Below are 12818 nucleotides of genomic sequence, written 5' to 3'. Positions count from 1 at the left end.
TATCTATGAGCCGAAATGATGGGATGCATTATGCTCCCAGTCATGAAACTAAGCCGGTAGTTGGCCCGGGAGAATTCGTTATTGCTGCGATTGCGCTGGATCACGGACATATCTACGGAATGTGCAATGGACTTGTAGAGGCAGGCGCTCAGTTAAAGTGGGTTTATGATCCTGATCCTGTAAAAGTAAAAGCCTTTATAGCTACGTATCCGGGTGTTAAACTTGCCCGCTCTGCTGAAGAAATATTGGAGGACCCTGAGGTTCGTCTGATTGCAGCGGCAGCTATTCCCGCGGATAGGAGCACGCTAGGTCTAAAGGTCATGGCACATGGTAAGGATTATTTCACGGATAAGACCCCCTTTACTACACTTGCGCAACTGGAAACAGCACGGCTTCAAGCTGGCATAACGAAGCAAAAGTATATGGTCTATTTCAGTGAGCGGTTGCATGTGGAGAGCGCGGTGTATGCGGGTCAGCTTATACATCAGGGGGCTATTGGTCGTGTTCTTCAGGTTATCGGGATCGGACCCCATCGGTTAAATGCGCCAAGTCGTCCGAAATGGTTCTTCGAGCGTCAGAAATACGGAGGTATTCTATGTGATATCGGCAGTCATCAAATTGAGCAGTTTCTTTATTATAGTGACTGCAAAGATGCCAATGTGCTCCATAGCAAGGTTGCCAACTATAATAATAGTGCTTACCCTGAATTTGAAGATTTCGGAGATGCGACGCTTGTAGGCGACAACGGTGCGACACAGTATTTTCGCGTGGATTGGTTCACACCGGCCGGTCTGGGCACGTGGGGGGATGGCCGCACTATTATTATGGGGACTGAAGGCTATATAGAACTTAGAAAATACAGTGATATCGGCCGTTCAAACTCTAAAGATCATGTGTATTGGGTAGATGGAAACGGTGAGCACTATGAGCAAGTTGAGGGTAAGGTCGGCTACCCCTTTTTTGGGGGGTTGATTCTGGATTGTCTGCATAGGACTGAATTTGCGATGACGCAAGCCCATGTCTTTAAAGCAGCGGAGCTATGCCTTAAGGCACAGGTCCAAGCTATCAATCTTACACCAGCTACATTAAGATAACGCGTACAGCATAGAAAGAAGATCGGATGGTGCATAAGATGAATGAACTTGGAGCGGCCATCATAGGCTGCGGATCTATATTTCCTCTCCATGCCAATGCGATAGCTGGACTTGAGGGCATAAAGCTGCTTGCGGTTGCAGATAGTGATATGACGAAAGCAGATCAGGCAGGAGTTGAATATGGATGCCTAGCAACACACGACTACAGAGATATTCTGGACAGAGAAGATATTAAGGTCGTACATTTGTGTACCCCCCATTACCTTCATGCGGAGATGGCTATCGACTTGTTAAATGCCGGGAAGCATGTACTGACCGAGAAGCCATTGGCGGTAGATCTCCCCTCAGCCAGGAGAATGCTGGAAGCAGCAGAACACAGTAAAGGGCAGCTGGGAGTCGTGTTTCAGAACCGCTATAACGATCCTTCCTTCCGCATGAAAGAGATGATAGAGTCGGGTACATTGGGAAATTTGATCTGCATGAAGGGAATCGTTACCTGGCATCGCAATGATGCTTATTATAGGGATAGTACCTGGAGAGGGGCTTGGGATACAGAAGGCGGCGGTGTACTAATCAACCAGACGATCCACACACTGGATTTACTTCAATGGTTTGGTGGAGAGATTGCATCGGTGCGGGGCAGTGTGACGACAGATGTTCTGAATGGGGTTATTGAAGTAGAGGATACGGCCCATGCATGTATTGATTTCAGTAATAACGTCAGAGCAGTATTCTATGCTACCAACGGTTATCTCGTTAATTCACCGGTTGAGATGGAGCTGATTTTTGAACAAGGGACTCTTTTATTACGTAGAGATTGCCTTTATCTCTGGAAGGATGGCAAGGAGACCTTATTATGTGAGCCTTTTTCTGATATTACTACTACTGTAGGTAAATCTTATTGGGGGACAGGACATCGTAGACTCATTCAGGATTTCTACGGACATGTTAGAGAGGGTAAGGCGTTCTGGCTGAATGGGCATGAGGGGATAAAGGCATTAAAACTTGTCTCGGACATCTATAACTCATCGAATCGCACAAAGCCACAAGAAAAATGAAAGAAGAAGGGGCTCACTCTACTTTGAGGGGCCTTCTTCTTTCGTTTGCAAGCCTGGCATGGTTCCGTTATCATTAAACCATATACATAGTTAGAAGGGATGAATTGGAGTGGAAGATAAGATGAAATTAACGAAGCCTGAAGCCATGATCTTTGATATGGATGGTACTTTATTTCAGACAGAAACGGTATTGCTACCTGCATATCATGAAATGTTCAATATTCTTCGTAAAGAAGGATTATTTATAGGGGCTACCCCTCCTGAGGAAATTATTCTGAGTTGTTTAGGTATGCTTCTGGAAGATATCTGGAAAAAAGTAATGCCGGGTACAAATGAGGTAACACGTCGCCGGGCCGATGAACTATTACTGCAACTCCAGCTTGAGTATTTAAGTCGTAATGATGGGACATCACAATTGTATCCTAACGTTGCAGAAACATTGCAGTCACTCAAAGATCAAGGTGTGAAATTATTTGTAGCTAGCAACGGGCTTGAACATTACGTTAAGGGTGTTGCTCAATCACACGCATTGACACCTTTGTTTGATGATCTATATAGTGCTGGAGAATATAATACGCGCTCCAAGGTTGACTTGGTAGATATTCTATTAAAGACTCATCATATTCAATCTGCATGGATGGTAGGTGACCGTTCTTCAGACGTAGAAGCAGGGAAGAAGAATGGGCAATTTGTTGTAGGTTGTCAATATGCAGGATTCGGTGGAGATGAAGAACTAGAGGGTTCGGATGAGATCATCACATCTTTTGAACAGCTCTTATCTTTGTATGAAAGAGCAGATTGATCTGTTGATCAATCTGCTCTATTCTTTACTTATTCACTCTCTTCCTTTTCCGATTTCTTTTCTTTTTCTTCTGGAATAGGGGGAGACTTTTTTCTATGGTATACCCACAGTGCATATTCTAGGGGCGTGATAATAGCTCGCCTATAAATATTCTTTTGTCCACTTTTAGCAAATACCTCTCTGGCTGGTTTGGGGTTTACTTCTAGTAGATAGACATCCCCATTCTTATTAATGGCTAAATCAAGTGCAAGCTCACACAATGCGCCATAAGTTGCTTCTAAGTAAGCCGCAGTTTCTAGTCCTAGTGTTTTAGCTTGTTGTTTGACTTTTAGCCTTTTATTCTCTTCGGGAATCCACTGTGCAAGAAGGATATCCATAGAGACCGCCTTCCCACCTCCATGTAGGTTAGAGGTAACGCTCCGCATCGCCCCTACACGTCCAGCAATTCCGGTTAATGCCCAAGCTCCATCTTTATTCTTCTGAACAAGCATGCGATAGTCGTGGACACGTCCATTGGGTAACTCAACAGGAATTCCTTCCTGAATGAGATATCGATCTTTCATATTCCAAGTATGAAGAATAGAGCCTAGACGAGCTGAATGGACCTTTTGGGGCGTGATAATCTTTCTCTGTTGGTTACGTCCTTGAACGTAATAGTGATTAGAAGAACCCTTTAACTTCTCGATTCGCAGAATTCCACGTCCACCCGTACCATTCACAGGCTTTAGATATAGGATCGATTTGGACTTCAGCATGGCCTTGGCATCGGATAAGTTTTTGAACATTTTGGTTTCAGGTAAATGTTTTCTTAAGTCCGCTCGTTTAGATAGAACCTCATGAATCGTCCATTTGTTGCGTAACGGACGATTCAAGAATAGCAGGTGATTGTAGGTTTTGCGGAATTCCAACAATTGTTGGAACCTGTGGCTATGCTGAATCCGACAACGATCATAGATCATATCGGGAAAATCACGCCACTTTCGATACCATTTCTTTCGCTCTGGGTCATACATCAAAGCATAAATATTTTTTTTAGTATCATTAACATCCATAGGAGTGAATATATAAATGTCGAGGCCTAACTTTGCTCCTTCGATAATCATGCTCTGGTAAACCGGTCGTTCCTCTAGCTGTTTATTATCATTGAGGTATAACGTTAGAATACCTAAGACGGGGTATGACACTTCGGTTCACCTTCTTGGATAGAAGTAGTTGCAGAATAGTGATGCTACGTTTGGCGTGCTAAATATTGGCTGTATTGAAAAATTTGTTCTAATGATCTTTTACGAATGTGGGATTCATCAAACTTCATGGGTTTAGCGTTGGCCTCAAAGAACCAAATTCTTCCTGTGTCATCAATGCCTAAATCCATTGACATTTCGCCTAAATCAAATCCAGAGGCCTTTTCAATCTGACGAGCAATGAGTAGGGAGGAAGTTTTTGCACGATTCATGATGGTGGTCTTCATGTCTGGCCCGAATAAAGTCGAGAGTAGTTTCTGTGGATTCTCAATACTTCCCCCTCTTGGAACATGTGTTGTAATGCTCCTCGAACCAGCCATTCTAGCGCCTATTCCTGTAATTCCCCATTGACCTTTGCCCGTTTTTTGAACCAGAATTCGAAGATCGAAACGACGATTATCTACAGTGGCAAGCTCAATACCTTGTTGGATAATATAAGGAGAGGTCCCGGTTTCCTTTTTGAGTCGAATCCAGAGTCTTTTCATGCTAGCCGCTTTATACGTAATGCTGTTTGTATTGCTTTGAATTTTTAGTCTATAGGGTAGCGTTTTTCCACTTTGATATTTAAGCATCATGATGCCTTTTCCGGCTTTTCCACTCTCAGGCTTGAGATATAAGAAGGAGTACTTTTGAAGCATTTTGGCTAGGGAACTTTCTTTACTGAGTTTCTTCGTCATGGGTACCAAATAGTCAGTGGACTTGGAGGCTTTAAGCCATTTGAAAAGATGCCATTTGTTGAAAAAATAAGGATTATAGAGACGGATATGGGGATGTTGTAAACAAGCACTAATTTTATGCTGAACAGCAGGTCTTTCTTCATCTTCTCGTTGAGGAATGCGATTGTAGATCACTTGAGGTAATGGGAAATACTGCGATTCCCAGTCTTCACCGCTCGTATTCAGGGTATATCCTTTGACCATATGTGCGGATAATTTCAGATCTCGAACCGTGACAACATAGACAGGAAAGCCTAAGTTCTTTCCTGTACGTATAATATCCTCAAAGTTAGCGTAGTTTCCTCTAAACCCTTTGATCGGGTCTGGCATGGTCAATATGGCTACAACGGGTTTGTTGTCCTCAACATATCGCCCATTCACAAGATATCCCTCCTGCGGAACTTGCTTAAGTATAAGCAATGTTCCAGGATATGTTCGACAGAGGCTTTCCCCTCATTTCTTAGGGAGGGATGATTGAATATGGAGCGACCCGGTTTCGCATTGGCTTCAAACATCCAGATCTTCTCGTCTTGGTCAATTCCTAAGTCAAACCCGATTTCGCCAAGAAGATGCTGGTGATGGAATTCGATAGCTTCTGCAAGGGCGATCGCTACTTGCTTGGAATGCTTCAATACTTCCTCTGATTTAGAACCGAAGGTACGACTAAGTGCTTGCTCAGGTGTCATGAGCGAACCACCATTTTTTAAATGTGTGGTTACACTACCGCGTCCGGCTTTTTTAGCTCCGACGCCCACGACGACCCATTGATTGCTACCGTTCTTATGCATATGGAAGCGGAAATCAATAGGACAGTTGTCTATCTCGATCAGACGTATACCTTGCTGAATGACATACCCATGCAATGTTTTTCCGTGTCTGGATTGGAGCATCCGCATAAGACTGTTGAAATTACTAAATCGTAGGAGTACATTCTCCGTGCTTTTACGATAGCGGGCGAAATAACCACGTTTGGGTAGGTAAGTTAGGCGATAAATCCCTTTGCCAAGACTGCCGCCAGAAGGTTTATAATAGACAAATTGATGCCGATCCAACATATCTTTTATTTTGTCTGTGCTTGGGTTCATGATAGATTCTGGGACATAACGATTAACCGTATTATCGTTCTCAATTAAGTTGTAAATATCGGACTTGTTAAAGAAACTCCAATTGAAGAAGGGGATTTTTTTGCGAGCAAATCTCTCCCTCAATTGATGCATAGTCCCGCCTGTTTCTGCTTTTCGGCTCGGTAGCCGGTTGTATACTACGTCAGGGAGAGGGACAACCTTACGCGTGAATTGACCCGATTCACTCAAGAAATATCCGCGGACATTTTCTTGACTCCAGTTGATATCTTTCGGTGTAAAAACAAAGATGTAGCACTTCTTATTTCCTTCCCTAAGCAACTGTTTGATAAAGCCTGTTCTTGAACCGAAGGGTTGGTTAAGAGAGGTCGTCATGCCATCAGATAGAATACCGACAAGAGGACCAATCTGGAATTCATTCTCCTCCAAGTTACGTACATAAACTCCACCTGATTTAGGGACATGAATGTTGTTGCGCACACCCGACCCTAGATAGAGGTGATTCCCGGATTTATTTATCGTTTTGAGCGCTGCTGGAACCACATTTGTACCTAAGCGAAGCTGAATTCTTTTTTTGTCAGATAGCTTTAGACTTTTCCTTAGTGTATTGGAAATGTAGACGACTTTCTCGGGCTGCTGCGAAAAATGAACGTTGCAAAAAGTCAAACTCATGAATTTACCCTCCTAAGTTGTCGAAGCAATAAATAACGGGCGTAACGAAGCGGATTCTCTGCTGCCAGAACTGCGCTACGGGGATCACCTATATGATTAAATGAGGTGCGACCCGGTTTAGAGTTCACTTCAAGAAGCCAAGTATTTCCTTCGCGATCGATACCGAAATCGATGCCAAGTTCGCCCAACCGACCATAATAATTTTCTAGTATTGGTGGGATATCCCTCGATAGTTTGTGTAGAACAGCCACCATCTGCTCGGCTTGTGCATCTCCAAATTCCTGAATTAAGAAGGGCAAGACGGAGGTTGCTGCTCCGCCACCATGCAGGTTAGAGGTAATCTCGCCCGTGTTTCCTTCACGTGCTGCCATACCTGTAAGCATCCAATTTCCATGCGCCTCTTTCTGCATAAGCACACGTACATCGAAAGGATGCTGCTGCTTGTTATACAGATGTAAGTAGGGTTGAATGATAAATGGCGTTTGCTTAATAAAATGCTGAATCCATTCGAATCCATCTCTACGCTTTATAAACTTACGCAAGAATGATTTATTGTGACGATCGCGACCGTGAATAATAAGTAACTCTGTCTGACGATTGTCTAGCCGGATATGAAGAGTTGATTTACCTTGTGAACCTGCTTGGGGCTTCATAAATACTTGGCCCTCATAATGAAGTAGATATTTCTCTAGAGACCTGGGTCCTGAGTAGGGAAAAGTAGGGGGGAGATAGGGATGAATGTTAGGGTCTTGTTTCAGTACGTTATAAACTTTGTATTTGCCGGGTAATCCTCTAGCCCACATCGTGCAAGATTTCCTTCTTGAGGCACTAGCAAGCACCTTTGAAGCTGCATCCTTAGGGCTTCCTTTGTGATAATGAAACCGATCATAGACCATATCTGGCCATGGGAACTGGGCTTTTATCCAGCGACCCTGTTCATATTTATATCCATGTATGGTTGATTGATCATCGAGCACTCCCTCTGGAGAGAATACAACGACCTGTATGCCGTACTTGCCACCTGCAAGGCTTAGATTACGACAGAACTGTTCCTCCGTGAATGGAGGATCCCCGAGTTTACCACAACAGTAAATCCCTAGCGTGCCGATTATAGTAGGAGTCATGACCGTCTCCTTTAAAGGTCTGACAAATAACAGCAATACTGAATGAGCTGCCTGACAGAAGGTCTTATTTTTTGTTCGTTCAGGGGGGTGTTATCGTTCTTAGATGGCTTAGAATTAACCTCTAACAACCATATTCGCCCTGTAGTATCCATCGCTAGGTCGATCCCTAGCTCACCGAAATGCTCTGGGATGAGAGTGTCTAGGCCCGTAGCTATTTGTAAAGCGGCTTGATGTAAATTGGCATAGGCTGAGTTCTTGGAAGCTAAGGGCATATTACTTTTATTAACAGCTTCTTTCACGTTACTGAGACTTCCGCCTCGAGCTAAGTTGGATACGAAATGGTTGCCGCCAGCTATTCGAGCTACGATGGACGTGATATTCCATTTACCTGATCCGTTCTTCTGCACTAAGGCTCGAAAATCGACTGGACGCTTACCGTGGTCAATCAGATTGAGACCTTGTTGAATTTGATACCGTGTACTTTTCATTTTTCCTGAAATGCCGGAGAATAACTTGGGAAGATTGGCATATATTTGCCTGTGAGTCCCGCCCACACTGGTGGATAATGAATGAAAAGTACCGTTAGGTTGTTTGGAAATACGAATAATTCCCTTCCCGAGACTTCCGCGAACTGGCTTGAGAAATACGACAGGATAACGAGTGCACATTTTTTTCAGCACTTCATAACCATTTAGGGAATAAGACTCTGGCATAAAGCGTGTGAGAGAAGAGTTTTGCTTTAAATAATCGAAAACCTCAGTCTTATCTAGAAATTTCTCATTAAAAACATGGCCTCCGTGCAAGGATTTTACTTCTTTCATGAAATGCTGTACGCTTGATTTATTCTCTAATTTTCGTGAAGTCAAGCGGTTGTTCACGACATCTGCGATAGGCATTTCAGTCACACGCCAGCCATTGTCATAGATCCAGCCTTGAATTGTGCTGTGATTTGGGTTGATCTGATCCGGTGTGAAAAAGTAAACATAGGCGCCTTGCTTCTTGCAGGCATTGACCAGTTCTCGACAGAACAGGGAGATGGAACCAAATGGTTTATCAGGTGTGTCAGGGTAATCACGACTGATCATGACGCCGATTAGCGGTCCTATACGAAGCGTCCGGCTTCCTGCGTTATATGAGATTCTCAGAATGGGGGCAGAGTGAATACCCATTTGGCTAGATAACGTTGTACTGATCCTCATACCCGTGAACTTAGGAATAGGTGAGACGATAATCTCCTGTCTGAAGGAACCAAATGCTAATTGCAGAGGGCGGTTTGTGGGAATCTTCCACAGTTTAATAAGCCTCTCGCCGAGCAAGATCGTATGTTCTTGCACAATGCCCGGTTTGAACATATGGACCGATATCTTTTTTTTGGACATCGTGGATCTCCTTCCAACAACAACTTGATGTCTTGAGTCAGATATGGACTGTATCTGAACATTGCATGTAATTCATCATATGAGGACATATATCCCTTGGTGATTGACCATTTTTCGAAATGAAGAGGAATTCAAAGGAGGAAATATACGAATGAATATTTATGACAAAGCACATGATCTAGCTAAGGCACTTAAAGAGAGCGAAGAGGTTACAGAAATTAGCTCTGCTATGAGCATAATTGAGACAGACCCTGAAGGAAAAAAAATGCTTGAGGATTTCCGTGAGCGCCAGATGGAGCTTCAACAACGCATGATGTCTGGAGATATGCCTTCACCAGAAGAGATGGAAAAGATGGAGAAGACGTTTGATGTCCTTACACTGAACCTCAATATCCGTCGATTGTTCGAGGCTGAGCGTCGTCTTAGTGTCATCATTGAGGATGTGAACAAAATCATCTCAGATAGCCTTCAACATGTATACGGACCAACGATGTAAGATGTGATTCTGTTATTCTTGTAAATCTTCTCTCATATTTCATCTGGACTCTTCATAGAATAGAAATATAGATTCAAGATGAAGGAGTGTTATGGTGGATGAAAAAGAAAGGGAAGTTCAAGAATTTCTTGTACATGCTGTTGGCATTAGGAATGTTATTGTATGCTATTCCGAATCTATCCTTTAGCACAGGTAGTGGATGGATTGCCGCATTTGGTTTCGTATGGGTGCTATTTGCTTTTTTGGTGATTGGAGCTCATCTTCATTTCATTCTAGGCGTAGATGAGGAGAAGAAGAAAGCACTTGATCGGATTAGAGCGGCAAAGCTTGCAAAGTGGCAATTGAGCTGGCCTGAAGAACCTGAGAAAAGTAAGAGTGTATAAGAGGTTTCGGCCATTGTTATATGGATATTTGTAGCAGCTCTTTTAATTCAAAGAGCTGCTTTTTGTCATTAGTATTTTATAGGAATAACATGATATAATGAGTACAGTATAGTACAGATTTGAGGGTGGGAGTGTAACAGATGGAGAGCCGAGACGACACGATTACTAAGCATGAACAGTTGCTACAGCACATCGAAGGATTAAGAGTGGGAACGAAGATATCGGTCCGCAAACTGGCTAAAGAAATGGGAGTCAGTGAGGGAACTGCTTATCGCGCAGTCAAGGAAGCAGAGAACCTTGGCATTGTCATCACGAAAGAGCGTATTGGTACCGTTCGGGTTGAGAAGAAGCCTCGTAATATTTCTGAGCAATTGACCTTTGCAGATGTGGTAGATATTGTAGAAGGTCAAGTGCTTGGGGGTGCTGATGGACTCCACAAAAACCTGCATAAATATGTCATCGGGGCGATGAAAATTGATGCGATGGTACGTTATATCGATGCAGGGAGTCTGTTGATCGTGGGTAATCGTGATGATGCTCATTCGCTAGCGTTGGAGCAAGGAGCAGGCGTATTAATCACGGGTGGATTCGGAATCAGTCGTGAAGTGAAAGTGCTTGCCGATCAATTGGGATTACCTATTTTCTCTTCTCGACATGATACATTTACCGTAGCCTCCATGATCAATCGTGCGATATTTGACCGATTAATTAAGAAGAAAATTATGATTGTTGAAGATATTGTTGGAAATAAGCCGAGACTCAATTCTCTCAAAATATCAAGTACCACTGCAGAATGCAAGGCACTAGCAGAACGGACATCTGAACAGAGATTCGCTGTTACAGATGAATGGAATCGCGTGATTGGAATCGTTAATTTACGAGATGTTAGTGATCTACCGGATGATCATAGTATAGAGAAAGTTCTGATTCGGAATCCCATTACGACAAGCTTGCAGACATCGCTCGCATCGGCAGCTCAGATTATGATGTGGGAGGGTATTGATTTCTTACCCATTGTGGATCGTAATCGTAAATTAATAGCTACGGTTCTACGTAAAGAGGTATTGCAGGCGATGAGAAACGCTCAACAGCAGCCACAACTGGGTGAGACCTTTGATCATCTGATATGGAATGGTATGGGTGAAGAACGGGATATGGAAGGGCAGTTGTTTTTTCATGGATTTATAACTCCCCAGATGGCAACGAATTTAGGGACAATCTCTGAGGGTGTGTTATCTAGCGTGATGACACAGGCAGCTTGTAAGTCTGCCAAGGATATTTCAGGTAATGATTATGTGCTGGATAACATGTCAACATACTTCGTACGTCCCGTACAGATTGAAGATCCAATCGTGATTATGCCTAGACTACTCGAAATGAGCCGTCGGACCTGTAAGTTGGAGATTGAAATTACACATCAAGATAGCCTCGTTTCCAAGGCAGTGATGATGTTACAGTCGATTGAACATGGATAAAATTCCAACGCTAAAAAGCCCACATCATCCTGATTTAGGAACGATGTGGGCTTTTTAGCACGTGATGAGATGTTGATGGACCTCTACCTTATATATTCGTTTTCTGATTCGCATAGAAGCCACGATTTCGAATACCCGCGAAGATATTAAAGGCACCTAGGATCAGGAATAAGGCCTCAACAATAATAGCTGGCGTTGAGCCTTTGAATATAAACATGAAAATAATGGACAGAATAACGAGCATAACACCCATAAGGATATTCATCTGCGCACCATACATCCCGCGCTCTGTAGGATTTGAAGAACGGCGTGAACGAAGACTAAAGTATGCTGAAGTGGCACAAGAGGCAATTAATAATATAAACAATAGATATTTAATAACAGTAATCATATCATGTGGCTCTCCTTAGATCATCGTTAAATTTATTTATTATTTTATCACGATTAAGCTAGGAACGTACAGAAACAGTTATTTCGACCCAAACTTGTAATACACCTTCCAAGATCAGCATGGTTTTGATCTGAATTTCATATTCTTTATCACGCACTGTGTAGATTTTTCCATTCAGTAAAGATCTTGTGATTTTGTTATCTGTGTCAATTTCGAATACACTACGTCCCCTTAATACGTCCAAGTCGTTGCTGAGCTTGAGTAGAATCTCTTTTACAACAATAGAATCTAGTGGGGGGTCTTGCTGCTCAGCGCGAGCTCTAATTTCTTTGATCACTGTTTGTTGCTTATTATATTTCTTTAAAGTTTTAATATCTTCTTCGTACTGCTCTATTTGAATTCTTAAATCTTGATATTTGAGCCATAGATTATTATAACTAGCATGAAATATGCCATTATACATAACACTTCCGATGACCATACCTAATACAAAGATAGACGCCAACTGTGAAAAGGGGCGGAATCGCTTAAATGGGGGAACTCGCATTTCTAATCCCTACCATTACATATCCACTTCACTAATTCACTGCCCATATGTGCACCTAGAAAAGCAAATAGGAGATAGAGAATCTGTTTGATTGCTGGAGATAGGTTTCCTCCCAAAAAATTGCTTTCAATGACGCGCATGGGATCAATGGTTCCGCCCACAGCGGCAGCTAACGCCCATATTTTAATACGATCCGCTATATCGAGCATGGTGTGTGTAGGAGGCTGCAGAGAAGCTACGGCCCCTATACCACCCAACATGGCTCCTCCGAATACAATGCCGAAGGCAATGAAGAAGTCCAATATGGCTTTGGTTAAAAAAGTGCTCATGAATCGTTCCCCTTTCCTAGTGCGGAAGG

At 42.9% G+C, this 12818-nt stretch carries 14 protein-coding genes; 6 read left to right on the top strand and 8 right to left on the bottom strand.

Features of this window, described 5'->3' with window-relative positions; all coding sequences use genetic code 11:
* Positions 1-5: 5 nt before the first annotated feature.
* The 3 genes from J2T13_RS05295 to J2T13_RS05285 all read left to right on the top strand — a co-directional run bounded on the left by J2T13_RS05295 (position 6) and on the right by J2T13_RS05285 (position 2954).
* Positions 6-1094: a Gfo/Idh/MocA family protein gene (locus tag J2T13_RS05295; protein ID WP_429369040.1), complete on the top strand. Its 1089-nt coding sequence runs from the start codon at positions 6-8 to the stop codon at positions 1092-1094.
* Positions 1095-1132: 38 nt separating this feature from the next.
* Positions 1133-2152, top strand: coding sequence for a Gfo/Idh/MocA family protein (locus J2T13_RS05290; protein ID WP_429369038.1), 1020 nt, complete (start codon positions 1133-1135; stop codon positions 2150-2152).
* A 121-nt stretch (positions 2153-2273) separates the two neighbouring features.
* A complete protein-coding gene (locus J2T13_RS05285; protein ID WP_429369036.1) occupies positions 2274-2954 on the top strand; it encodes an HAD family hydrolase in 681 nt (226 codons plus the stop codon).
* 29 nt (positions 2955-2983) lie between these two features.
* Here J2T13_RS05285 and J2T13_RS05280 read toward each other — a convergent pair whose 3' ends face one another.
* From J2T13_RS05280 to J2T13_RS05260, 5 genes are read right to left on the bottom strand one after another with little or no spacing between them, the layout of a single operon-like run.
* Positions 2984-4138, bottom strand: a complete 1155-nt coding sequence (locus J2T13_RS05280) for a YheC/YheD family protein (protein WP_429369034.1) — start codon at positions 4136-4138, stop codon at positions 2984-2986.
* 44 nt (positions 4139-4182) lie between these two features.
* On the bottom strand, positions 4183-5292 hold the full coding sequence (locus J2T13_RS05275; RefSeq protein WP_429369032.1) for a YheC/YheD family protein: 1110 nt from the start codon (positions 5290-5292) through the stop codon (positions 4183-4185).
* Complete coding sequence (locus J2T13_RS05270) at positions 5289-6665, bottom strand: YheC/YheD family protein (protein WP_429369030.1); 1377 nt, start codon at positions 6663-6665, stop codon at positions 5289-5291. Before J2T13_RS05270 ends, J2T13_RS05275 begins: the two co-directional genes overlap by 4 nt.
* Positions 6662-7789 (bottom strand): YheC/YheD family protein, encoded by a 1128-nt coding sequence (locus tag J2T13_RS05265; protein WP_429369028.1) that lies wholly within the window; start codon positions 7787-7789, stop codon positions 6662-6664. The genes J2T13_RS05270 and J2T13_RS05265 overlap by 4 nt, the downstream gene beginning before the upstream one ends.
* Before the next feature lie 11 nt (positions 7790-7800).
* Complete coding sequence (locus J2T13_RS05260) at positions 7801-9168, bottom strand: YheC/YheD family protein (protein WP_429369026.1); 1368 nt, start codon at positions 9166-9168, stop codon at positions 7801-7803.
* 151 nt (positions 9169-9319) lie between these two features.
* Here J2T13_RS05260 and J2T13_RS05255 point away from each other — a divergent pair, with 151 nt between their 5' ends.
* The 3 genes from J2T13_RS05255 to J2T13_RS05245 all read left to right on the top strand — a co-directional run bounded on the left by J2T13_RS05255 (position 9320) and on the right by J2T13_RS05245 (position 11522).
* The gene (locus tag J2T13_RS05255) at positions 9320-9664 is read left to right on the top strand and encodes a YlbF family regulator (protein WP_429369024.1); all 345 of its coding nucleotides are present in this window, start codon (positions 9320-9322) and stop codon (positions 9662-9664) included.
* 98 nt (positions 9665-9762) lie between these two features.
* The gene (locus tag J2T13_RS05250) at positions 9763-10047 is read left to right on the top strand and encodes a hypothetical protein (protein ID WP_429369022.1); all 285 of its coding nucleotides are present in this window, start codon (positions 9763-9765) and stop codon (positions 10045-10047) included.
* A gap of 140 nt (positions 10048-10187) precedes the next feature.
* Positions 10188-11522, top strand: a complete 1335-nt coding sequence (locus tag J2T13_RS05245; RefSeq protein WP_429369020.1) for a DRTGG domain-containing protein — start codon at positions 10188-10190, stop codon at positions 11520-11522.
* Positions 11523-11610: 88 nt separating this feature from the next.
* Here the strand turns inward: J2T13_RS05245 and J2T13_RS05240 are convergent, their stop codons facing one another.
* From J2T13_RS05240 to J2T13_RS05230, 3 genes are read right to left on the bottom strand one after another with little or no spacing between them, the layout of a single operon-like run.
* A complete protein-coding gene (locus J2T13_RS05240) occupies positions 11611-11913 on the bottom strand; it encodes a YtpI family protein (RefSeq protein WP_429369018.1) in 303 nt (100 codons plus the stop codon).
* Positions 11914-11971: 58 nt separating this feature from the next.
* Positions 11972-12460, bottom strand: coding sequence for a hypothetical protein (locus J2T13_RS05235; protein ID WP_429369016.1), 489 nt, complete (start codon positions 12458-12460; stop codon positions 11972-11974).
* Positions 12461-12462: 2 nt separating this feature from the next.
* Positions 12463-12789, bottom strand: coding sequence for a YtrH family sporulation protein (locus J2T13_RS05230; RefSeq protein ID WP_429369014.1), 327 nt, complete (start codon positions 12787-12789; stop codon positions 12463-12465).
* Positions 12790-12818 lie beyond the last annotated feature (29 nt).

The organism is Paenibacillus sp. DS2015, assembly GCF_050433705.1.
Lineage (GTDB): Bacteria > Bacillota > Bacilli > Paenibacillales > Paenibacillaceae > Paenibacillus_AQ.
The sequence above is the reverse complement of the archived record's forward strand: the minus strand, read 5'-3'. Positions and strand labels throughout refer to the sequence as shown.